Here is a 22,517-nt window from a genome sequence, read left to right as displayed (position 1 = left end):
TGGGGAGCCGGAAGGCTCAGACCTGCGAGCCGGAGAGGCGCTCGACGGCGCGCAGCAGCGCCGAGTGGTCCAGGCCGCCGTCACCCTGCGCGCGCAGGGAGGCGACGAGCTGGGCGACCACGGCACCGACGGGCAGCGCGGCACCGACGTTGCGGGCGGCGTCGGTGACGATGCCCATGTCCTTGTGGTGCAGGTCGATCCGGAAACCGGGCTTGAAGTCGCGGTTCAGGAAGTTGTCCTTCTTGCGGGTCAGCACGGTGGAGCCGGCCAGACCGCCGTTGAGGACGTCCAGGGCGGCCTTGAGGTCCACGCCGGACTTCTCCAGGAAGACGACGGCCTCGGCGCACGCCTGGATGTTGACCGCGACGATGAGCTGGTTGGCGGCCTTCACCGTCTGGCCGGAGCCGTGCGGACCGCACAGGACGATGGTCTTGCCCAGCGCCTCGAGGATCGGCAGGGCCGTGTCGAAGTCGGCCTTCTCGCCACCCACCATGATCGACAGGACGGCCTCGATGGCACCGGCCTCGCCGCCGGACACCGGGGCGTCCAGGACGCGGATGCCCTTCTCGGCGGCGTTCTTCGCCAGGTCGACCGAGGTCTGCGGGGTGATCGAGGACATGTCGATCAGCAGGGCGCCCTGCTTGGCGTTCTCCAGGATGCCCTCGGGGCCGTACGCGATGGCCTCGACCTGCGGGGAGGCGGGGACCATCGTGATGACCACGTCGGCGTCCTTGACGGCCTCGGCGATCGAGCCGGCGGCGGTGCCGCCCGCCTTGGCCAGGCGGTCCAGCTTGTCCTGCTCCAGGGTGTAGCCGGTGACCTGGTAGCCGGCCTTGATCAGGTTCTCGGACATGGGCGAGCCCATGATGCCGAGGCCGATCCACGCGATCTTGGGGAGATTGCTCATGAGGGTGCCTCTCAAAACTGGTGGTGCGGAAGGAAGTCGGCGGGCCGGGTCAGCGGGCCGCGCGGGCCTCGGCCGGGAGCCAGTCGAAGGACTCGGCGCTCGGGCGGTCGCCGGCCTTGTACTCCAGGCCGACCCAGCCCTGGTAACCGGCCTTGGTGAGCTGGTCGAGCAGCTCTTCCAGCGGCAGCGAGCCGGTGCCCGGCGCGCCACGGCCCGGGTTGTCGGCGATCTGGACGTGACCGGTCTTCGCGGCGTACGCCTCGATGACCTGGCTGACGTCCTCGCCGTTCATCGACAGGTGGTAGATGTCGAGGAGGAACTTGGCGTTGCCGAGTCCGGTGGCGGCGTTGACCTTGTCGACGACCTCGATCGCGGCCGGGGCGCTCACCAGCGGGTAGCGCGGCGACTCGGGCTTGTTGAGCGCCTCGATCAGCAGGGTCGCGCCGATCCGGTCGGCCGCGCGGGCGGCCAGGACCAGGTTCTCCAGGGCGAGCTCGTCCTGGGCGGCCGGGTCGACGCCGTCGACGCGGTTGCCGTACAGGGCGTTGAGCGCCTTGCAGCCGACGGAGGCGGCGAAGTCCGCGGCCACGTCGATGTTGGCGCGGAAGCGGTCCGACTCCTCACCGGGGACGGAGAGGGCGCCGCGGTCCGGGCCGGGGAGCTGCCCGGCGTAGAAGTTCAGGCCGACCAGCTGGGTGCCGGCGTCGTCCAGAGCCTTCTTGAGGGCGTCGAGCTCGCTCTGGTCGGGCGTCGGCGTCTCGATCCAGGGCCACCACAGCTCGACCGCGTTGAAGCCCGCCGCGGCGGCGGCCGCGGGACGCTCCAGGAGCGGGAGCTCGGTGAAGAGGATCGACAGGTTCACATTGAAGCGCTGGTCCGTGTATCCCATGAGGGGTTCGGCGCTCCTTCCGTATTGCGGAAGTTCGTTTCTGCTTAACGGAAGATTGCCTGGAGTGGGGGAGGGCTGTCAAGAGTGGCCCGCAAAACGGCACACAAAAAAGGCGCCTTCCGGGCGATGGCCCGAAAGGCGCCTTGGCGGCTTGTACACCGCTACAACCTGCTACAACGCGTCAACGGCGCTCACCTTCCAGCCGCCGGACGTACGCGCGAGGGTCATCCGTACCCGGTTCAGGTCGACGCGGGGCCCCGACACCTGGGTGCTCGTGGTCACCTGGTTCACGAAGAGCAGCACGACCGCCCGGTCCGGCGACGCCGAGACCACCGACACCGCCGGGTCACCGCCGCCCGGCGGCTCCACCACCGTCGCCTTGACCACGCCCCGGTACTTCCGCGCGGTCGGCGCCACCACGCTCGTGGTGGTCCTTCGGTACTCGTCCCGGAACGCGCCGGTGAGGTGACCGCGTGCCGCCGCGAAGTCCCGGTCCAGGTGCCGGTGGTCGTACGACAGGACGACGGGCGCCGCCCGCCGCGCGGCCGCCGCCGCCTCGGCCCGCGCCCGCTCGGCGTCCCGCCCGTCCTGGTACTCGAAGGCCAGCAGGACGGCCGCGACCAGCCCCAGCACGGCCACCAGCGCCAGGAGGGCGCACAGCACACCCCGCCGCCGCCCGGGCGCCCTCGCCGGCGCCTCCGCGGCCTCAGGGGCCTCCGCGGCCTCCTCGTCCGCGCCCTCCCAGTCCGGCGCCTCCCAGTCCGGTTCCGGCGCCCGGCCGGCCGGAGGCGGGTCCTCGGGGCGGAGGGTGCGGCCGGCCACCACGCCCGGCACACCCCCCGCGGGACGTTCGGTGCGCTCGCTGCGCTTGGCGGCCGCGCGGGCGGCGGCCGACAGGGAGCGGCGGGCGGGGGAGCCGGCGCCGCCCCGGCCTCGGAGACTCGTGTTCGCCATCAGAAGGGTCCTTTCAGCCGACTCGGCCGGATCAGCCGACGAACTCGACGTTGGACGTCAGCCAGCGCCCGCCCTCGTGGACGAGGTCGAGCTGGAGCCGGTATGTACGGGCCTGCCCCTGCGGGGCGGCGGTGTTGGTGACCTTGCTGTCGGCGACCACCAGGACGCGGGCGCTGCGGTCGTCGGCGCGGGTGATGCCCGCCTCCAGGACCTGGCCCTCCGACACCGACTTGTTGGCGGCCACGAGCTTGGTCAGCTCGGCGGTCTGCGCCGCGAACTGGTCCTTGAAGTCACCCGTGGCGCCCTTCAGCACGTTCGCGCTGTCCCGCTCGTAGTGCCGGTAGTCCAGCGAGGTGAAGTTGATCGCCGACTGGCGCGCCGCGGCCAGGATGTCCTGGCGCCGCTGCTCCTCGGTGCGCTGCTCGTACACCTGGAGCGCCAGCCACCCCGACAGGGCCGTCACGAGCAGGGTCACCACCGCCAGCGTCCCGGGCAGCGCCCTGCCCCGGCGGGCGGCCTCCCCGAGGCGGCGTATCGCGTAGGCGAACGGCGCGCCTGTCATGCCATGGGTCCGACGAGCAGCCATTGCCACGAGTCCTTTCCGAACACACTCTGTTCACCGCCCGTCGAGCCGATCTCGACGGTCGTTCCGTCCGGCCCGGCCGCCCTGCCGGTCGCCGGGTCGTAGGGGGTGACGTGCGCGGCCGGGTCGGCGCCCCGGCCGGCGCGGGAGCCCCCGGAGGGGCCGGGCGCGTTCTGCGCGCCGCGTACGGAGGTGGCGGCGCCGCGCGGGGCCGAGCAGCGCGCGTCGGTGTTGGCGGGCCGTTCGGCGGTGTCGGCCGGGTCGCGGCGCTGGGTCCCGTACCCCTGCCGGCACGCCGGCGGGTCGTCCTGGCCGGCGACGAGCCCGAAGTGGGTGGTGCCGTCGCCGGGGATCACGGTGTAGCTGCCCGCCACCACCACGGGGAACGTGACCAGGGCCTGCTCCACCCCGGGCAGCCGGGCCACCGTGATCTGGCCGCCGCTGATCAGGTTGCCCAGCAGGACCGGCAGGTGCGGCCGGGTGGTCGTCAGCAGCGAGTTCACCTCCTGGGCGGCGGGCGCCCCGGCGCCGATCAGCCGCCGGATGTCGCCGTCGCTCGACTTCAGCTCGGCGGTCAGCGCGGCAAGGTCCTCGGAGAAGGAGCGGATCGCCGAGCCCTTGTCGGCCTGCGTCTTCAGGACCGTGCGGGAGTCCTCGATCAGCGAGACGGTCTGGGGCAGCGAGTCGGACGCCGACTCCACGAGCAGGTTCCCCGAGTCCACCAGCCTGCTCAGCTCCGGACCGGTGCCCGAGAAGGCCTTGCCCAGCTCGTCGACCGTGATGCGCAGGTCGTCCTTGCCGACGGAGTTCACCAACCGGTCCAGGCTGACGATCAGGTCCGTGGCGGGCAGCGGCACCCGCGTGTCGCGGCGGGCGATGGTGGAGCCGTCCCCCAGGTACGGGCCGCCCGAACCGCGCGGCTGGAGGTCGACGTACTGCTCGCCGACCGCCGACCGGTTGGCCACCACCGCCAGCGTGTCCGCCGGGATGCGCGCCCCGTCCTCGATGTCCAGGACCACCGTCACCCCGTCGCCGTCCGTCAGCCGCAGCTCGCCGACCCGGCCCACCGGCACCCCCCGGTAGGTGACCTCGGCGCCCTTGAACACGCCCCCGGAGTCGGCGAAGTCGGCGTTCACGGTGTAGCCCCGGTCCAGCAGGGCGTCGACCAGCCCCGTGTACTCGGCGCCGACGTACGACACGCCCACGGCCGTCACGGTGGCGAAGGCGAGGAGCTGGGCCTTGACCGTACGGGTGATCACAGCAGCATCCCCTTCAGCATCAGCTCCGCGAGGGAGACGTTCGTCCCGGCCGGGAAACCGTCCCGCTCACCGGCGGACGCGGACGTGTGCGCCACCGTGCACACCGGCGGGCAGAGCGGATCGCCGCCGTCCGAGGGGCGGGAGGGCCCCGGTGGCGGTGGAGCCGGCTGCGGTACGCCCGGGACGTCCGGGGCCTTCGGGTCATCCGGCACCTCCGGCACGGGGACCCCGGGCACCTCCGGCACGCCCGGCACCTCCGGCAGGCCCGGAGCGTCCGGGACACCGGGCAGAGCCGGGGTCCCGGGCTTCGCCGGCTCGTCGCGGAGATTGCCGTAGATGCTCGCCAGGTCCAGATCGGCGGTGATCTTGAGGTTGACGTAGTCGCCCTTGATGGCGTCCACGGAGTTGCGCGGGAACGGATACGTCGTCAGCAGCTCCAGCGCGTTCGGCAGATCGTCACCCGCCTTGTTGAGCTGCTCCAGGATCGGCCGCAGCGCCCGCAGGTTGGCGACCACGTCGTCACGCGACGCGTTGATCACCTTCGTCCCGGTCGTGCTCAGCGCCGACAGGGACGTCAGCATCGCGGTCAGCTTCGTCCGCTGGTCCGCCAGCACCTTCAGCGCCGGCGGCACGGTGTCGACGGCGGCCGCGATCGTCTTCTTCTCCGCCGCCAGGCGCTTGGAGAGCCGGTCGATGCCGCTCAGGGCACGGACGATCTCCGTGCGCTGCGCGTCCAGCCCGCCGATGAACGTGTCCAGTTCGCCCAGCAGCGCCTTGACCCGGTTCTCCCGCCCCTCCAGGGCCTTGTTGAGCTCCGTGGTGATCGTCTTGAGCTGGGCCACGCCGCCACCGTTGAGCAGCGCCGACAGAGCGGACAGCACCTCCTCGATCTCCGGGTTGCGGCCGCTGCGGGACAGCGGGATGCGCGCCCCGTCCTTCAGCCGCCCGGCGGGCGCCACGTCCACGGGCGCGGACAGGGCCACGTACTTCTCACCGAGCATGCTGGTCTGGCGCAGCTCGGCGATCGCGTTGCCCGGCAGCTTCACCGAGTCGTCGATCCGCAGCCGCACGCGCGCGTGCCAGCCGTCCAGTTCCACCTTCTCGACCGCGCCGACGGTCACGTTGTTGACCTTCACCGCCGACTGCGGCACCAGGTCCAGGACGTCCCGGAACTCGACCGTCACCCGGTACGCGTCGCCGTCGGCGGCCGCGCCGCCCGGCAACTGCACGTCGTGCAGCCCGTCGAAGTCGCAGCCCGTCAGCAGCAGCGAACCGGCCGCCGACCACACCGCGACGGTCACCCGGAGGCGCCTCATACGTCCTCCTCCAGGATTCCGCCCAGCGTCCGGTCCACCGGGCCGGTCCCGGCGGCCGGCGCGTTGTGCGGCGCCGACCCCAGCTCCGGAAGGGAGGCGAACAGCTTCTTCAGCTCGGCGCAGTCCGCCGCCTTCGCCTCGCCCGTCGTGCTCAGCAGCGAGCACAGCAGGGAGGCCGGGTCCTGCGGCTGGTCGGGGTTGTTACGGGTGTCGAGGGTCCCCGAGGACGGGTTGTAGGCGTTCTGGAGGTTCGACAGCCCCGTCGGGGCCACCTCCAGCACCTCCGCCAGCGCCGCGCGCTGCGTCACCAGCACCTTGGTGACCTTGGAGAGCCCCTCCACGTTCGACGTCAGGGACTTCTTGTTCTTCCGTACGAACTCCGACACGTCGGCCAGCGCCACGCCCAGGTACCGCAGCGCGGCTGCCAGGTCCTTGCGCTCGGCCGCGAGCTGGTCGGCCACCTTCGCCAGGCTGTCGTTGAACGACCGGACGCTTCGGTCGTCGGCCGCCAGCGCCGCCGTGAACACCTGGAGGTTGCGCACCGTCCCGAACAGGTCCTGGCGCCCGTCCGACAGCGTCGTCACGGCGAGGGACAGGTCCTCCACCGTCTGGTGCAGGTTCGCGCCCTGCCCCTCCAGGTTGTCCGCGCTCACGCCCAGCAGCCTGGACAGCGAGCCGTCCTTGTTCGCGCCGCGCGGGCCGAGCGCCTCCGCCGTCGTGTGCAGGCTGTCGAAGACCCGGTCCAGCTCGACCGGCACGGCCGTGCGGTGCTCCGGGATGACGTCGCCGTCCCGCATCCGCGCGCCGCCCTTGTACACCGGCAGGAGCTGGACGTAACGGTCGCTGACGACCGACGAGTTGATGATGGCGGCCCTGGCGTCCGCCGGGACCTCGCGCCCGGCGTCGTACTCCAGCGTCACCTTCACCCGCTCGCCCTGCGGGGTGATCTCCTTGACCTCGCCGATCCGCACGCCCAGCACCCGCACGTCCGAGCCGGGATAGATGCCGACCGTCCGGGGGAAGTACGCCGTGATCCGGACGGGCTCGGCGGTGGGCCACAGCACCACGGTGGCCGTGGCGACGACCGCGAGGGCGACGACGACCGCCACCGCCCGGCGCGCTTTCCGCGTCTTCGGACGCGGCACCTTCACGCGTGGCACTTTCACGACGAACCTCCCGTGCGCGGGACCACCGGAGCGGCGACCATGTTCTGGATGTAACTGTCGAACCAGCGGCCGTTGCCGAGGGTGTTGGTGAAGACCCGGACGTAGGGGGCCATCAGCTTGATGGAGCGGTCCAGGCTCGCCTGGTTGCGTTCGAGCATCGCCACCACCTGGTTCAGGCCCTTGAGCGCGGGCCCGATCTCCTTGTTGTTGTCCTTGACGAGCCCGGACAGTTGGATCCCGAGGGCGGCGGAGCTCTTGAGCAGCGCGTGGATCGCCGCCCGCCGGTTCGCGATCTCCGTGAACAGCTTGTCGCCGTCCTTCACAAGCCTGGAGAACTCGCCCGACCGCTTGGCGAGCACCCCGCTCACTCCATTGGCGTGGGCGAGCAGCTCGCGCAGCGCCTGGTCGCGGGAGGCGACCGTGCGGGAGATCCGCGACAGGCCCTGGATGGACGCCCGCACCTCGGCGGGGGAGTCCTCGAAGGTGGTGGAGATGGTGTCCAGGGCCGTCGCCAGCCGCTCGGTGTCGACCTGCTCGGTCGTGGTGGTCAGGTCGCTGAAGGCGGCCACGACGTCGTACGCCGGTGTCGTCCGGTTCAGCGGGATCTCGCTGCCCGGCTTGAGCTGCCCCGGCCCCTTGGGCTCCAGCGCCAGGTACTTGGCGCCGAGGATCGTCTTGATGCGGATCGCCGCGCCCGTCCTCGTACCGAACGCGGGATCGCCCTTGACCCGGAACACCACCTTGACGTGGTCGCCGTCCAGGTCCACCTCGTCGACCTTGCCGACCTTCACCCCGGCGATGCGCACCTCGTCGCCGGGCTTCAGGCCGCCCGCCTCCGAGAACGCCGCGCTGTACGTCTCGCCGTCGCCGATCAGCGGCAGGCTGTCGGCGTTGAACGCGGCGACGGTCAGCAGCGCGAGCGCGGTCAGGCCGGCCGCCCCGATGGTCACCGGGTTCCGGTCCCGGAAGGGAACGCCCCTCATGCGCACCTCGCCCGGGCGACGTGGAGCTCGGGGGTGATGACCTCCTTGGTCTTCGGCAGCACGATCCGGCCGTCGAAGTCACAGAGGTAGAAGTTGAACCACGAGCCGTACGAGGCGGTCCTCGTCAGCTTGTTGAGCTTGTTCGGCAGCCGCTTCAGCACGCCCTCCACGGTCTTCTCGTTCTCGTTCAGCGTTCCGGTCAGCTCGGTCAGCTCGGCGATGTCGGCCTTCAGCGGCGGCCGTGCGTCCTGGAGCAGGCCGGACGTGGCCTCCGTCAGGTTGTTGATGTTCACCAGCGACTCCCCGATGGGCTTGCGGTCCGCCGACAGCCCCGAGATCACCCGCTGGAGCTGCTCGATCAGCCCCGAGAAGCGGGCGCCGCGCTCGTCGAGCGTCGCCAGCACGGTGTTGAGGTTGTCGATCACCGAGCCGATCAGTTGGTCCCGGTCGGCGAGCGTGGTGGTCAGGGAGGCGGTGTGCGCGAGGAGGCTGTTGACCGTGCCGCCCTCGCCCTGGAGCGTCTTGATGATCTCGGTGGCGAGCTGGTTGACGTCCTTCGGGCTGAGCGCCGCGAACAGCGGCTTGAAGCCGTTCAGCAGCGCGTTCAGGTCCAGGGCCGGCTGGGTGCGCGACAGCGGGATCGTCCCGCCGGGCGGCAGTTGCGTGTCGTCGCCCGCGCCCTCCGTCAGCGCGATGTACCGCTGCCCGACCAGACTCCGGTAGCGGATGACGGCGCCGGTGGTAGCCAGCAGCGGACGGTCCTCGGTGACCGTGAACGTGACCTCCGCCAGCGTCCGGTCCTTGATGGCGATCTCCTCCACCTCGCCGACCCGCACGCCCGCCACCCGGATGTCGTCGCCCTCCTCCAGGCTCGTCACATCGCTGAACACGGCCTTGTAGGTGTGCTCGGGAGTGAAGGAGATGCTGACGATGGTGCCCGCCAGCACCGTGGTCGCGAGGATCGTCACCACCGCGAACAGGCCGAACTTGACGAGTGGGGCCGCCGTGCTCCGCGCGCTCTTCGTACCGCTCATGCGACGCTCACCGCCGTCCCCCGGGCCATCGGGCCGAACAGCAGGGTCGCCACCGCCGGCACCTCGTCGGCCGGTACGCCCATGACGGGAGCCACCAGCGAGCCCACGGCCCGCTGCTCGGCCGCCGTGGCGGACGACTGGTGCGCGCCGGGGCGGCCGCCGGGGTGTACGTCACGCGTACCGTCGTCGAGCTTGGTGTGCCCGGCCGGGACGCCGGGGCCGGGAAGCCCCCGGCAGTCGGGGCCCGACCGCTCGCGGTAGCGCGGCTCCTCGCCGGGCTCGTAGCCCGGGCGGGGACGCACGATTTCCAGGGTGATGCGCATTTCTCCGCCTCTGAAGGTCTCTTCCGCCGCCTCCTCCTGCCTCACCAGGCCCTTGAGCAGGCACGGGTACTCCGGTGCGTACCGGGCGAACAGCGCCAGCGTGGGGCGGGAGACACGGCCCAGGGTGATCAGCCGTTCGCCGTTCTCGTCCAGGTACGCGTCGGCGGTGCCCGACATGGTGGCCGTGGAGGTGAACAGGGCGGCGAGCTGGTCCTGCTTCTCGACGAGGGTGCGGCTGGTGGTGATGGTGTTGCGCAGGATGTTCATCAGGTCGGGTGCGGCGTCCCCGTACACCTCGGCCACATCGGCGAACCGCGAGATGTTCTCCTTGATGGACGGCATGTGCGGGTTCAGTCGGCTCAGGTAGTCCTCGACGCGTACGAGGTTGTCGCCGATCCGGTCGCCCCGGCCCTCCAGCGCCGTGGCGAACGCGGACAGCGTGGCGTTCAGCTCGGCGGGCTTCACCGTCCTCAGCAGCGGCAGCAGGTCGTTCATCAGTTGCTGCACCTCCATGCCGACCTTGGTGCGGTCCTGGCTGATGACGTCACCGGCGCGGATGGGGCGCGCCCGCGAGCCCGGAGGGGCGACGAGGTCGACGTACTTCTCGCCGAACAGCGTCTTCGGCAGCAGCCGCGCCCGCACATCGACCGGGATGCGTGACACGTGCTCCGGCTTGAGCGCGAGGTCCAGGGTGGCCTTCTCGCCGTCGGCCCGTACCTCGCGCACCTCGCCGACCAGCAGCCCGCGCAGCTTGACGTCGGCGCGCGGCTCCAACTGGTTGCCGAGCGTGCCGGCCTCCAGCGTGATCCGCACGACGGAGGTGAACACCTGCTGGTAGACGGCGACGGAAAGCGACAGCAGCAGGGCGAGGACGGCGATGAAGACGACCCCGTACAGGCGCAGTTTCACAGGCGTACGCATCGGCACCTACCCCGCAATCCGTACCGTCGTGCTGGCGCCCCAGATCGCCAGGCTGAGGAAGAAGTCCAGGACGTTGATGGCGACGATGGAGGTGCGCACGCCCCGGCCCACCGCCACACCGACCCCGGCCGGGCCGCCGCTCGCGTAGTAGCCGTAGTAGCAGTGCACCAGGATGATCACGACGGCGAAGACGATCACCTTGCCGAAGGACCACAGCACGTCCACCGGTGGCAGGTACTGCTGGAAGTAGTGGTCGTACGTGCCCGCCGACTGGCCGTAGTAGCCGGTCGTGATGGTCCGGGCGGCGAAGTACGACGACAGCAGCCCCACCACGTACAGCGGGATCACCGCCACGAAACCGGCGATCATCCGGGTGGTGACCAGGAACGGCAGCGAGGGGACGCCCATCACCTCCAGCGCGTCCGTCTCCTCGCTGATCCGCATCGCGCCCAACTGGGCGGTGAACCCGGCCCCGACGGTCGCCGACAGCGCGAGCCCGGCCACCAGCGGGGCGATCTCGCGGGTGTTGAAGTACGCGGACAGGAACGCCACGAAGTTCGACGTGCCGAGCTGGTTGAGGGCCGCGTACCCCTGGAGCCCCACCTCCGTGCCGGTGAAGAACGACAGGAACGCGATGACGCCCACCGTGCCGCCGACCACCGCGAGCGCGCCGCGCCCGAAGCTCACCTCGGCCAGCAGCCGCAGGACCTCCTTCTTGTAGCGGCGCAGGGTGCGGCCGGTCCAGGCCAGCGAGCGGCCGTAGAAGACGAGTTGGGCGCCCAGCTCCTCCAGGCGGTGCAACAGAGCCATGCGTCAACCCCTCTGCGGAACGACTTGGAAGTACACGGCGGTCAGCACGAAGTTCGTCACGAACAGCAACATGAAGGTGATCACCACGGACTGGTTCACGGCGTCGCCGACGCCCTTCGGCCCGCCCTTGGCCGTCAGCCCCTTGTACGAGGCGACGATCGCCGAGATCGCGCCGAAGACCAGGGCCTTGAACTCGGCCGCCCACAGGTCGGAGATCTGCGCGAGCGAGGTGAAGGAGGCGAGGTACGCGCCGGGCGTGCCGTTCTGGAGGACGACGTTGAAGAAGTAGCCACCCGCGACGCCGACGACGGAGACCAGGCCGTTGAGGAGGACCGCCACCACCATCGACGCCAGCACCCGGGGGACGACGAGCCGGTGGATCGGGTCGATGCCCAGCACCTGCATCGCGTCGATCTCCTCGCGGATCTTGCGCGCCCCGAGGTCCGCGCAGATCGCCGTGCCGCCCGCGCCCGCGATCAGCAGCGCCGTCACGATCGGCGACGCCTCGCGCAGCACGGCGAGCACGGAGGCCGCGCCCGAGAACGACTGGGCGCCGAGCTGGCGCGTCAGGCTGCCGATCTGGAGGGCGATGACCGCGCCGAAGGGGATCGAGACCAGCGCGGTGGGGAGGATCGTGACGCTCGCGATGAACCAGGCCTGCTGGATGAACTCGCGCACCTGGAACGGCCGCCTCGGCAGGGTGCGCAGCACGTCCAGGGCCATCGCGAAGAGGCTGCCCGACTGCCGCAGGGCGCCGATGGGGGAGAGGCTCATTTCGCCACCGCCTCCCGCTCGCGCCGGGCGATGTCCTTCCAGCGGTCGGGCCGGTCGATCCCGGCGCTCGGCAGCAGCCGGGGCGTCATGACGGCCGGTGCGGCCGCCTCGTCGATCTGGGCCAGCTCCTGCTCGACCTGGGCGGCGTCCTTCTCCTCCGCCATGCCGATCGGCCCCTGCATGCGCCCGTTCAGGAACTGCCGCACGACCGGCTCCTCGCTGGTCAGCAGCTCCTCCCGGGGCCCGAACATCACCAGCTCGCGCCGGAACAGCAGCCCGATGTTGTCCGGCACCTGGCGGGCGGAGGCGATGTCGTGCGTGACGATCAGGAAGGTCGCGTCGATCTGGGCGTTGAGGTCGACGATCAGTTGGTTCAGGTAGGCCACCCGCACCGGGTCGAGGCCCGAGTCCGGCTCGTCGAAGAGGATGATCTCCGGATCGAGGACCAGCGCCCGTGCCAGCCCGGCCCGCTTGCGCATACCGCCGGATATCTCGCCGGGCAGCTTCTCCTCGGCGCCGATCAGCCCTACCATGTCCATCTTCTCCAGGACGATCCGCCGGACCTCGCTCTCCGGCTTGCGGGTGTGTTCGCGCAGCGGGAAGGCGATGTTGTCGTACAGGTTCATCGACCCGAACAGCGCGCCGTCCTGGAACAGCACGCCGAAGAGCTTGCGCACCTCGTACAGGTCGTGCTCGCGCAGCTTGGTGATGTCCTGGCCCGCGATCACGATCGACCCCCGGTCGGGCCTCAGCAGCCCCACGAGCGTCTTGAGGAACACCGACTTGCCCGTGCCCGAGGGCCCGAGCATGACCGAGATCTGCCCGGCGGGCAGCGTCAGCGAGACGTCCTGCCAGATGACCTGGTGGCCGAAGGACTTGGTCAGCCCTTCCACACAGATCTCGACACCCATCCGGTTCACCCTTCAGCCGTGGAGCAGCTCCGACACCTGCTCTACGGGGAGGGGAGGCCCGTCCGTCGCGACGAGTCGCAAGTTTTTTACCGGGCGGAAACCAGGGCGACCACGGCTTCGAGGCGTGACCGGGCGGCGACCGCGCGTCTCTGGGGCGGCGTGCCGGTGAAAACCGGGTCCCGCCGGCGAAAGCTGGGGTGCGCCGCCCGATGTGCGCGCACCCGGCCGTTCCTAGCGTGAGAGCACCAGCGTGAACGCGCGCCGGAGCCCCTCGTCCCAGGAAGTGCGCCCATCATGAACGCGATAGGTCTGAAGGAGTTCAGAGCCCACTCGCCGGAGTGGAAGATCCACTGGATCCTGCGCATCGCGATCGCGTGCGAGTTCATCGGCCACGGCGCCTTCGGCATCATCGGCAAGGAGGCCTGGCTCAGCTACTACGCGGTCTTCGGCATCCCGCCCTCGGCGGCCTGGGTGCTGATGCCCATCACCGGGATGGTCGACATCACGCTCGGGCTCCTGGTGCTGCTGCGTCCCACCCGCGCGCCCCTCGCGTACATGGCGTTCTGGGGCCTGTTCACCGCCCTGCTGCGCCCGCTGAGCGGGGAGTCGTGGTGGGAGGTCGTCGAACGCTCCTACAACTTCGGCGTGCCTCTCGTCCTGCTCCTGCTCTGCGGTGTCGGAACCTCACGCCGGGAGTGGCTGGAGCGCGTCCGCACCGTCCCGCACCTGACGCGGGAGCGTGCCCGGTCGTTCGCCCGGGGCCTCCGGGTGATCATCGCGGCCTTCCTGATCGGTCACGGTGCCTACGGAGTCCTCACCCACAAGCCGGCGCTCATCGACCACTACGAGTCGATCGGCCTGACGTCCCTGGTGGACGCCCCCGGCGTCATGAGCCACGCGGTGGGCTGGTTCGAGATCGGGCTCGGCGCGCTCGTCCTGGTGCCCGTGCCGCTGACCGGGCTGCTCCTCTTCGTGTGCGGCTGGAAGATCGCGACGGAGATGCTGTACGTGACGAGTGGGGCGCGCGGTGCCGTGTTCGAGGTCATCGAGCGGGCGAGCAGCTATGCCGCTCCACTGGCGCTGATCTGCGTCATGGGAGTCGTCATCGGCGTGGCGCGCGGGCGGCCGTCCGGCGACGCGGCGGCTGCCGCGACGGCGCCGGCTCGGGTGCCGGTGGGAAACGGGCCGGGCCGGTGACCGCCGGGTTGCCGGTGACCGTCGGGTCACCGGCGGCGGGGGTTGCCGGTGGCGGGGGTTGCCGGTGGCGGGGGTTATCGGCGGCCGGGTTATCGGCGGCGGGGGGTTGCCGGCGGCCGGGTTATCGGTGGCGGGGGTTATCGGCCGCGGGGGTTATCGGCGGTTGGGTCACCGGCGGTTGGGTCACCGGCCTCCGGCGGGCAGGCCGGTGGAGGTGTCCCCGGGGTCGGGTGCGGCGGCCGGGAGGGACGCCGAGGGTGACGGTGACCGAGGTATGGGCGGCGCGGGCGCGGGCGCGGGGGGTATGGAGGGCGCGGCCGGCGCCGATGGGGTGCCGAGCGTGGTGACGTCTTCCGACGGCAGCTCCGGCAGCTCCGGTACGGAGGGCAGGGTCACCTCGGGTACCTCGGGCACCTCGGGGACCTGCGGCACCTGGGGGACCTGCGGCACCTTCGGGACCTCCGGTACCGGCGGGACGGCCGCGTCCGGGAGCGGCGGCAGGGGTGGGAGGGGTGGGAGCACCGGGCCCGGGAGCAGCGGGGGCGAGGCCGGGGCGCCGCTCCGGGTGTCCGGCGACGCGGACCGCCGCTCCCAGGTCGCCGAGGCGCCCGGGGACGCCGATGGCGGACGGGCGCCGTCGGCGGTACGCACGTCGGCGGCCCCGGACGTGGCCGGGGCGGAGGCGGGCGGGTCCCAGTCGTGGGCGTACGGCACCACGAACCCGGCCACGGCGAGGGTGGCCGCCGTCGAGGCGGCGGCCACCACCTGGGTGCCGCGCGGCCGGCCGCGCCCGCACAGCCACAGGGCCAGTGCCAGCGTGGCGGCCAGGGAGTTGCGCAGGGTGCGGCGGGCCCGGGCGAGCAGGGATTCGACCGTCCGGTAGCTCAGGCCCATCTTGCGGGCGACCTGGCCGACGTCGAGGTCCTCGGACTTGAGCCAGAGCGCCTCCGCCTGCCGGGCGGGCAGCTCCCCGCTCCGCACGGCGAGCCACTTCGCCTCGGCCCGGTCGCAGACCAGCTCGTCCACCGGCGCGGGGCCCGGCGGCACCAGCGCGGCCGCCCGGCCCGGGTCGGCCTCGCGGTGGACCTGCCGGTGGCGGTCCACGCACAGCCGCATGGTGACCGTGGTGAGCCACGCGCCGAGGCGCTCGTCGTCGAGGTGCGGCTGCTCGGCGGCCCGCAGCATCGCCTCGTGTACGGCGTCCTCGGCGTCCTCCAGGCTCATGGACCTGCGGCGGGCCACCTTGAGCAACTGCTCGCGGTGGCTCCACGCCCGCTGCCAGCGGTCACCGTCGGACGGTGCGTGCCTGTCCGTAGCCATGAGGGCCCCTTCGCGCTCACCCGCCGGTCCCTGCCGCCCGGCGGAACGCGACATTACCGCCCGGTATCCGGAGTTGTGGAGGGGGCGGCGGCCATCGAGTCCTTACCGTTGCCCACGGGCCCACCAGGCAGTACGTCCTCGACATCCGGAACCGGAAGCACGGGTTCCGTAGGGGTGCCCGGCCGCGTCGGCGACGACGACGGCGAGGGCTTCGGCGACGACGAGGGCGACGGGGACTGCGACGGGGCGGCCGTGGGCGCGGGCTTGCGCGACGGCTCGGCCGAGGGCCGGGCACCATCCCCGTCACCACCGGAACCGGCACCGGGGCCGGCCTGCCGGGCGGGCGCCTTCGACGGCGCACCGGGGCGAGCCGCCGCCCCGGCCACGTCCGGGACCACCCGGTGGCCCTCCAGGAAGTACGCGAACCAGGCCCTGACCGTCCGCAGGTAGGCGGTCGAGTGGTTGTAGCCGAGGATCGCCCGGTCCAGGTCGTACGGGTCGGACAGGTCCCGCCCGCCCGCGCACAGGTAACGCCCCGCCGCGAGCGCCGCGTCGTGGATGTTGCCGGGGTCGGCCACCCCGTCCCCGTTGGCGTCGGCGCCCCAGACCGCCCACGTCGACGGGATGAACTGCATGGGCCCGACGGCCCGGTCGTACACCGCGTCCCCGTCGTACGCGCCGCCGTCGGTGTCCCGGATCAGCGCGAACCCGTTGCCGTCCAGGCGCGGTCCCAGGATCGGCGTCAGCGTCGTACCGTCCGCGTCCACCCGGCCGCCCCGGGCCTGCCCCGACTCCACCTGGCCGATCGCCGCCAGCAGTTGCCACCGCAGGCCGCAGCCGGGCGTGCTGTCCGCCAGCCGCTCCTCCGCCCCCCGGTACGCGGCGAACACCGTGGCCGGCAGCGCGCCGCCGCCCGTCGCCGCCGCTCCCGCCTCCGACGCCCGGCCCGCCGCCGCGCGCCGCCCCTTCTCCGCCGCGTCCGCGCCCGGCGTCCGCAGCGGTGGCAGCTCCGTGCGGTACGGCGAGTCGCCGGAGACGCTCGATCCCGGCACGGCCGGCGCCGACTCCCGGGCCGCCGAGGCCGACGCCCCCGGTGCCTGCGACGCGCTCAGCGCCGCCATCGCCGTCACCGCCGCCGCCGCGACCACCGTTCCCCGGACGGCCCTGCTCCTGTCCGCCCCGGTCCTGTCCGCCCTGCCGCTGTCCGCCTTGCCGCTGTCCGCCTTGCCGCCGTCCGCTGCACGCATGACGTGATCGCCCCTCCCTGTCGGCCTGTGTCACCTCCTCTACGCGCCAGTAGCCCCCGTCCGTCGCACGCGGTCTCCGCGATTGCTTAACGTGGGGGCATGCAGCGACTGAGAGTGGAGTTCACGACAGAGCCCTTCGACCTGGACGAGGCACCGGCCCACGCGGTCGTGGCCCGTGAGGTCATCCAGGCGGCCGATCTCGACGCCGTGGACGTGGGCCCGTTCGGCAACACGGCCGAAGGCGGCGCGGACGCGGTGCTCACCGCGGTCGACGCCCTCCTCCGCCAGGCCTTGGGCGCGGGCGCCACCCGCGTCTCGCTGCAGGTCAATGTGATCGGGGAGGACGAGAAGTGACCGAGCCGGGAGATCACCCGCTGGTCGCCGCGGTGAAGCCGCTGGTGGACGCGATGGGCGCCCAGATACTGGTGCCGGAGCAGGCCACGGCCGACGACGTCGTCCTCGCCTGGGAGGGCGAGGACGTCCTCGCCGTACGGCTGCCGCAGCTCGCCGACTCGCTGGACCACATCCTCGCGGCGATGGAGCGACGCCACGGCAAGCCGCTGTCGGAGCTGGACCGCAAGACCAAGCAGGCCGTCGTACGTACGCTGGAGGCACGCGGTGCCTTCTCCGTCCGTCATGGCGTCGAGACGGTGGCGGGCGCCCTCGGGGTCAGCCGCTTCACCGTGTACAACTACCTGAACAGGGAGAATGCGGCGAAGAGTGAGTAGCTGAGCACGCTCCGCGGTCGGCCGCCGTCCAGATGTCGGGACGGCGGCTTTTGTGTCACCGAAGTTTCAACAAAGTGTTGACGGAGCGTTGGGCGAGGGCGTTAGCTATCCGCAGCCCGTCCAAGCACAGGAATACAGCCACGGAGGCTCCCGTGACTTCGAGTACGACACCGGGCCTCGCCCGGTTCAACACCTCCGCGGACAGCGACGCGCTCGCCGCCCTGCACGAGGTGTGTGCCAGCTCGGCGTGGGGGAGCAAACTGCTCGCCCAGCGCCCGTACGCCACCACCGAGGCCCTCCTTCTCGCCAGTGACGCCGCCATGGCCGAACTGACGGCGGAAGACCTGGCCGAGGCGATGGCGGGGCACCCGCCGATCGGCCGCCCGAAGCCCGGCGACCCGACCTCCTCCCGCGAACAGAGCGGGATGGCCGGGGCCTCCGAGGAACTCAAGGCCGAAATGCTCGAACTGAACCTGGCCTACCAGGAGAAGTTCGGACACGTCTTTCTGATCTGTGCCACCGGCAGGACCGGCGAGCAGATGCGCGACGCGGTCCGCGAGCGGATCGGGAACTCGCCCGAGCAGGAGCGGGAAATCGTCCGCACCGAACTGGGCAAGATCAACCGTATCCGGCTGACCCGTCTCGTAGAGGAAGAGAGCGCCGCATGAGCACCGAGACCACCGCATCGGTGTCCACGCACATCCTGGACACCAGCATCGGACGCCCCGCCGAGGGCGTCGCCATCTCCCTGTCGGCCCGTAGCGGCTCCGGCGCGGAGTGGGTGGCGCTCGGCGGCTCCAAGACCGATGCGGACGGGCGTTGCAAGGACCTGCCGGCCCTGCCGGAAGGCACCACCCACGTACGTCTCGACTTCGAGACCGAGGCGTACTTCGACCAGAAGCAAGCCGAGGCGCAGCAGGACGCCCCCCGCGTAAGGGACAGCGGCGCGTTCTTCCCGGAGGTGGCGATCACGTTCGCCGTCGTACCGGGCGAGCACTACCACGTACCGCTGCTGCTCAACCCGTTCGGCTACTCCGTTTACCGAGGGAGCTAGCAGACACATGCCCACGATTCTCGGCCAGAACCAGTACGGCAAAGCAGAGAACCGCGTCGTCAAGATCACGCGGGACGGCGACACCCACCACATCAAGGACCTGAACGTCTCGGTCGCCCTCTCCGGCGACATGGACGAGGTGCACTACTCCGGCTCGAACGCCAACGTCCTGCCGACCGACACCACCAAGAACACGGTGTACGCGTTCGCCAAGGAGTACGGCATCGAGTCCGCCGAGCAGTTCGGCATCCACCTCGCCCGTCACTTCGTGACGTCGCAGGAGCCGATCCACCGGGCGCGCATCCGCATCGAGGAGTACGCCTGGGAGCGCATCGAGACCTCCGACGCCAACTCCAAGTTCATCGGCGCGGACGAGGTCAAGCACTCCTTCGTCCGCAAGGGCCAGGAGACCCGCGTCTCGGAGATCACCTACGACGGTGAGAAGTGGCAGGTCATCTCCGGCCTGAAGGACCTCATCGTCATGAACTCCACCAACTCGGAGTTCTGGGGGTACGTGAAGGACAAGTACACGACCCTCCAGGAGGCGTACGACCGCATCCTGGCCACCCAGGTCTCCGGCCGCTGGCGGTTCAACTGGACCGACGACGAGCAGCGGATGCCCAACTGGGAGAAGTCCTACGAGCAGGTCAAGAAGCACATGCTCCAGGCCTTCGCCGAGACGTACTCGCTCTCGCTCCAGCAGACGCTGTACCAGATGGGCTCGCGCATCATCAACAACCGGTCGGAGATCGACGAGGTGCGCTTCTCCCTGCCGAACAAGCACCACTTCCTGGTCGACCTCGAGCCGTTCGGGCTCAAGAACGACAACGAGGTCTACTTCGCGGCCGACCGCCCGTACGGCCTCATCGAGGCCACCATCCTCCGGGACGGTGTGGAGCCGCAGATCCCGGTCGACATGACCAACCTCTGATTGCCAGACCGATGACCGCCCCGCCCGCCCGCAGTAGGGCGGGGCGGCACCGGACCGGAGGGAACAGCAATGGCACAGCCCGCAACGGGGCCGGCACCAGAAGGCCCGTGTTCCACCCCACCGGAGTCCACCCGACCGGAGTCCACCCGACCGGAGTCCATCCGACCGGCGAAGACCTCCTGCCACCCGGTGGATGAAAAGCTCCCCTTCTCGCGGCTCGTCCCCGCCGCGCTCCAGCACATCGCCGCCATGTACGCGGGCGTCGTCACCCCTCCGCTCATCATCGGCCAGGCCGTCGGCCTGGACGCCGCCGGAATGACCCGGCTGATCGCGGCGAGCCTGCTCATCGCCGGCCTCGCCACCATCCTCCAGACCATCGGTGTCACGAACATCGCCGGGAACCGGCTGCCGTTCGTCAACGCCGCCTCCTCCGCCGGTATCGCGCCGATGCTCGCCATCGCCGAGACCAGCGCCCCCGGCCACCAACTGCCCGCCGTCTACGGCGCGGTCATGGTCGCCGGAGTGTTCTGCCTCGCCGTCGGCCCCTTCTTCGGCAGGCTGCTCCGCTTCTTCCCGCCGCTCGTCACCGGCGTCGTCATCACCCTCATCGGGGTGACCCTGATGCCCGTACCGGTGAGCTGGGCGCAGGGCGGGGACAAGCACGCCGCCGACTTCGGTGCCATGAAGTACCTGGCGCTCGCCGCCTTCACGCTCGTCGTGATCCTGCTCTTCCAGCGCTTCGGCAAGGGCTTCGTCAAGCAGATCGCCCTGCTGCTCGGCCTGTTCATCGGCACGCTCGCCGCGATCCCCTTCGGGATGGCCGACTTCGCCGCGCTCAAGGAGGCGCCGGTCGCGGCCCTGCCCTCGCCGTTCGCCTTCGGCGCCCCCGAGTTCCAGCCCGCCGCGATCCTCTCCCTGTGCATCGTGATGCTGGTCCTGATGACCGAGTCCAGCGCCGGAATGCTCGCCCTCGGCGAGATCTGCGAACGCCGCACCGACGGCAGGACCATCACCCGCGGCCTGCGCACGGACGGCATCGCCACCCTGATCGGCCCCGTCTTCGGCGGGTTCCCCACCTCGGCCTTCGCCCAGAACGTCGGCGTCGTCTCCCTCACCCGGGTGCGCAGCCGCTACGTCGTCGCGGTCGCCGGCGGCGCGCTCCTCGTCCTCGGGATCTTCCCGGTGCTCGGCGCGGTCGTCTCGCTCGTCCCGATGCCCGTCCTCGGCGGCGCCGGTATCGTCCTGTTCGGCTCGATCGCGGTCAGCGGCATCCGTACGCTCTCCGAGGCGGGGCTCGACGACAGCTCCAACATCATCCTGGTGGCCGTCGCGCTCGGAGCGGGCATCATCCCGCTCGCCGCGCCCACCTTCTACGCACAGTTCCCGGCCTGGGCACAGACCGTCCTCGGCTCCGGGATCAGCGCCGGAGCGCTCGTCGCGGTCCTGCTCAACCTGTTCTTCCACCATCTCGGCACCCGGAGCCGTCACGCGGTCCCGGCACTCAAATCCTCCTAGGGTCCTGCCGTGCCCACACCGCCACAAGAACAAGAAGGAAGCACCATGGCACCTTCGGCAGCCCAGCGCATCGTGATCGAGAACTGCGCGATCGCGACCGTCGACGCCAACGACACCGAGTACGCCTCGGGTCACCTCGTCATCGCGGACAACAGGATCGAGTCGATCGGAGCAGGGAAGGCCCCCGAGGGCCTGGAGAACGTGGTACGGCGCATCGACGCCACCGGCCACCTCGTCACCCCCGGCCTGATCAACACGCACCACCACTTCTACCAGTGGATCACCCGTGGCCTGGCCACCGACCACAACCTCTTCAACTGGCTCGTCGCCCTCTACCCGACGTGGGCCCGCATCGACGATCAGATGGGCTACTCGGCGGCCCAGGGTTCGCTGGCCATGATGGCCCGCGGCGGCGTCACCACCGCCATGGACCACCACTACGTGTACCCGAAGGGCTCCGGCGACCTGTCCGGCGCCATCATCAAGGCCGCCTCCGAGATGGGCGTCCGCTTCACCCTGGCCCGTGGCTCCATGGACCGCAGCGAGAAGGACGGCGGCCTGCCGCCGGACTTCGCCGTCGAGACCCTCGAAGGCGCCCTCGCCGCCACCGAGGAGACCGTCAAGAAGCACCACGACGCCTCCTTCGACGCCATGACCCAGGTCGCCGTCGCGCCCTGCTCGCCGTTCTCCGTCTCCACCGAGCTGCTCAAGCAGGGTGCCGAGCTGGCCCGCCGCCTCGGCGTGCGCCTGCACACCCACGGCTCGGAGACCGTGGAGGAGGAGCAGTTCTGCAAGGAACTGTTCGGCATGGGCCCCACCGACTACTTCGAGTCCACCGGCTGGCTCGGCGAGGACGTGTGGATGGCGCACTGCGTCCACATGAACGACTCCGACATCGCCGCCTTCGCCCGGACCAAGACCGGTGTCGCGCACTGCCCCTCGTCCAACGCCCGCCTCGCCGCCGGCATCGCCCGCGTACCGGACATGCTCAAGGCCGGCGTCCCGGTCGGCCTCGGCGTCGACGGCACCGCCTCCAACGAGTCCGGCGAGCTCCACACCGAGCTGCGCAACGCGCTGCTGATCAACCGCCTCAACCCGGTGCACCGCGAGGCCGCCCTCAACGCCCGCCAGGCCCTGCGCCTGGGGACGTACGGTGGCGCCCAGGTCCTCGGCCGCGCCTCGCAGATCGGCTCCCTGGAGGAGGGCAAGCTCGCCGACCTGGTGCTGTGGAAGCTGGACACCCTCGCGCACGCCTCCATCGCCGACCCGGTGACCGCCCTCGTCTTCGGCGCGGCGGCCCCGGTCACCGCGTCGTTCGTCAACGGCAAGCAGATCGTCGAGAACAACCGTCTGCTGACCGTCGACGAGGACGCCATCGCACGCTCCACCCGGGACGAGGCCCAGCGCCTCGCCCGTATCGCCGCCCAGGGCTGACCCCCTAGGGCACACATCGCCGCCCGCGCCTGACACGGGTGGGCGATCCACGAAGTCCGGTCGAGGGGGACGGCCCTCGACCGGTCGCCGTGGACCCGAGCGGGGTCCACGGCAGCCGGACCGGGGGGTGCCGTACCGCAATGAGGTGCGCACCCCCCGGAACGGTGAAGCGTGTCCGGCCCCCCACAGCGACACGCGTTTGGGCGCAACACCTGCAACACCTCCCTGAAACCCACGTCCCCGAGCACGTGTAACCGACCG

General features: G+C 71.1%; 23 protein-coding genes. 8 read left to right on the top strand and 15 right to left on the bottom strand.

The annotated features are described in order from the left end of the window. Positions 1–16: 16 nt before the first annotated feature. From ACZ46W_RS04235 to ACZ46W_RS04175, 13 genes are all read right to left on the bottom strand, one after another. Positions 17–907, bottom strand: a complete 891-nt coding sequence (locus ACZ46W_RS04235) for a 2-hydroxy-3-oxopropionate reductase (protein WP_468331003.1) — start codon at positions 905–907, stop codon at positions 17–19. Between the two features lie 49 nt (positions 908–956). Continuing rightward, entirely contained in the window at positions 957–1,796 is an 840-nt protein-coding gene (locus ACZ46W_RS04230; RefSeq protein WP_468331000.1) for a TIM barrel protein, read from the bottom strand. A gap of 171 nt (positions 1,797–1,967) precedes the next feature. Further along, complete coding sequence (locus ACZ46W_RS04225) at positions 1,968–2,750, bottom strand: hypothetical protein (RefSeq protein ID WP_468330997.1); 783 nt, start codon at positions 2,748–2,750, stop codon at positions 1,968–1,970. 31 nt (positions 2,751–2,781) lie between these two features. Next, positions 2,782–3,312 carry a hypothetical protein gene (locus ACZ46W_RS04220; protein WP_468330994.1) on the bottom strand — a complete coding sequence of 177 codons (531 nt, stop codon included), beginning with the start codon at positions 3,310–3,312 and terminating at the stop codon, positions 2,782–2,784. Next, on the bottom strand, positions 3,309–4,592 hold the full coding sequence (locus ACZ46W_RS04215) for an MCE family protein (RefSeq protein ID WP_468330992.1): 1,284 nt from the start codon (positions 4,590–4,592) through the stop codon (positions 3,309–3,311). The genes ACZ46W_RS04220 and ACZ46W_RS04215 overlap by 4 nt, the downstream gene beginning before the upstream one ends. After that, positions 4,589–5,908 carry an MCE family protein gene (locus tag ACZ46W_RS04210; protein ID WP_468330989.1) on the bottom strand — a complete coding sequence of 440 codons (1,320 nt, stop codon included), beginning with the start codon at positions 5,906–5,908 and terminating at the stop codon, positions 4,589–4,591. Before ACZ46W_RS04210 ends, ACZ46W_RS04215 begins: the two co-directional genes overlap by 4 nt. Further along, positions 5,905–7,017: an MCE family protein gene (locus ACZ46W_RS04205; protein WP_468332440.1), complete on the bottom strand. Its 1,113-nt coding sequence runs from the start codon at positions 7,015–7,017 to the stop codon at positions 5,905–5,907. The genes ACZ46W_RS04210 and ACZ46W_RS04205 overlap by 4 nt, the downstream gene beginning before the upstream one ends. Positions 7,018–7,070: 53 nt before the next feature. Beyond that, complete coding sequence (locus ACZ46W_RS04200; protein ID WP_468330986.1) at positions 7,071–8,057, bottom strand: MCE family protein; 987 nt, start codon at positions 8,055–8,057, stop codon at positions 7,071–7,073. Beyond that, the gene (locus ACZ46W_RS04195; protein ID WP_468330984.1) at positions 8,054–9,091 is read right to left on the bottom strand and encodes an MCE family protein; all 1,038 of its coding nucleotides are present in this window, start codon (positions 9,089–9,091) and stop codon (positions 8,054–8,056) included. The genes ACZ46W_RS04200 and ACZ46W_RS04195 overlap by 4 nt, the downstream gene beginning before the upstream one ends. Beyond that, positions 9,088–10,335 carry an MCE family protein gene (locus tag ACZ46W_RS04190; protein ID WP_468330982.1) on the bottom strand — a complete coding sequence of 416 codons (1,248 nt, stop codon included), beginning with the start codon at positions 10,333–10,335 and terminating at the stop codon, positions 9,088–9,090. The genes ACZ46W_RS04195 and ACZ46W_RS04190 overlap by 4 nt, the downstream gene beginning before the upstream one ends. Before the next feature lie 6 nt (positions 10,336–10,341). Further along, entirely contained in the window at positions 10,342–11,145 is an 804-nt protein-coding gene (locus tag ACZ46W_RS04185) for an MlaE family ABC transporter permease (protein WP_019890370.1), read from the bottom strand. A 3-nt stretch (positions 11,146–11,148) separates the two neighbouring features. After that, the gene (locus ACZ46W_RS04180) at positions 11,149–11,919 is read right to left on the bottom strand and encodes an MlaE family ABC transporter permease (RefSeq protein WP_366130869.1); all 771 of its coding nucleotides are present in this window, start codon (positions 11,917–11,919) and stop codon (positions 11,149–11,151) included. Continuing rightward, a complete protein-coding gene (locus ACZ46W_RS04175) occupies positions 11,916–12,830 on the bottom strand; it encodes an ABC transporter ATP-binding protein (protein ID WP_468330979.1) in 915 nt (304 codons plus the stop codon). The genes ACZ46W_RS04180 and ACZ46W_RS04175 overlap by 4 nt, the downstream gene beginning before the upstream one ends. A 294-nt stretch (positions 12,831–13,124) precedes the next feature. Between ACZ46W_RS04175 and ACZ46W_RS04170 the strand changes: the two genes are divergently transcribed. Continuing rightward, complete coding sequence (locus ACZ46W_RS04170) at positions 13,125–14,027, top strand: hypothetical protein (RefSeq protein ID WP_468330977.1); 903 nt, start codon at positions 13,125–13,127, stop codon at positions 14,025–14,027. 183 nt (positions 14,028–14,210) lie between these two features. On the opposite strand, the gene ACZ46W_RS04165 is transcribed toward ACZ46W_RS04170, so the two are convergent. Then, positions 14,211–15,347 (bottom strand): RNA polymerase sigma factor, encoded by a 1,137-nt coding sequence (locus ACZ46W_RS04165; protein ID WP_468330975.1) that lies wholly within the window; start codon positions 15,345–15,347, stop codon positions 14,211–14,213. A 53-nt stretch (positions 15,348–15,400) separates the two neighbouring features. Continuing rightward, positions 15,401–16,468 carry a lytic transglycosylase domain-containing protein gene (locus ACZ46W_RS04160; protein ID WP_468332437.1) on the bottom strand — a complete coding sequence of 356 codons (1,068 nt, stop codon included), beginning with the start codon at positions 16,466–16,468 and terminating at the stop codon, positions 15,401–15,403. 225 nt (positions 16,469–16,693) lie between these two features. Here ACZ46W_RS04160 and ACZ46W_RS04155 point away from each other — a divergent pair, with 225 nt between their 5' ends. The 7 genes from ACZ46W_RS04155 (at position 16,694) to ACZ46W_RS04125 (ending at position 22,256) form a co-directional block, all read left to right on the top strand. After that, complete coding sequence (locus ACZ46W_RS04155; protein ID WP_133087651.1) at positions 16,694–16,948, top strand: YkoF family thiamine-binding protein; 255 nt, start codon at positions 16,694–16,696, stop codon at positions 16,946–16,948. Continuing rightward, complete coding sequence (locus ACZ46W_RS04150) at positions 16,945–17,322, top strand: helix-turn-helix domain-containing protein (protein ID WP_468330971.1); 378 nt, start codon at positions 16,945–16,947, stop codon at positions 17,320–17,322. Before ACZ46W_RS04155 ends, ACZ46W_RS04150 begins: the two co-directional genes overlap by 4 nt. A gap of 152 nt (positions 17,323–17,474) precedes the next feature. Continuing rightward, positions 17,475–17,990 carry a 2-oxo-4-hydroxy-4-carboxy-5-ureidoimidazoline decarboxylase gene (gene uraD, locus ACZ46W_RS04145; protein WP_366130877.1) on the top strand — a complete coding sequence of 172 codons (516 nt, stop codon included), beginning with the start codon at positions 17,475–17,477 and terminating at the stop codon, positions 17,988–17,990. Further along, the gene (gene uraH / locus ACZ46W_RS04140) at positions 17,987–18,376 is read left to right on the top strand and encodes a hydroxyisourate hydrolase (RefSeq protein ID WP_366130878.1); all 390 of its coding nucleotides are present in this window, start codon (positions 17,987–17,989) and stop codon (positions 18,374–18,376) included. Before uraD ends, uraH begins: the two co-directional genes overlap by 4 nt. Before the next feature lie 7 nt (positions 18,377–18,383). After that, the gene (pucL, locus tag ACZ46W_RS04135) at positions 18,384–19,307 is read left to right on the top strand and encodes a factor-independent urate hydroxylase (protein ID WP_468330966.1); all 924 of its coding nucleotides are present in this window, start codon (positions 18,384–18,386) and stop codon (positions 19,305–19,307) included. A gap of 69 nt (positions 19,308–19,376) precedes the next feature. After that, the gene (locus tag ACZ46W_RS04130; protein ID WP_468330963.1) at positions 19,377–20,822 is read left to right on the top strand and encodes a nucleobase:cation symporter-2 family protein; all 1,446 of its coding nucleotides are present in this window, start codon (positions 19,377–19,379) and stop codon (positions 20,820–20,822) included. Positions 20,823–20,867: 45 nt separating this feature from the next. Next, positions 20,868–22,256, top strand: coding sequence for an 8-oxoguanine deaminase (locus tag ACZ46W_RS04125; RefSeq protein WP_468330960.1), 1,389 nt, complete (start codon positions 20,868–20,870; stop codon positions 22,254–22,256). Positions 22,257–22,517 lie beyond the last annotated feature (261 nt).

It is taken from the genome of Streptomyces sp. NPDC031064 (assembly GCF_055570965.1).
This window is presented reverse-complemented; position numbering and strand designations above follow the sequence as displayed.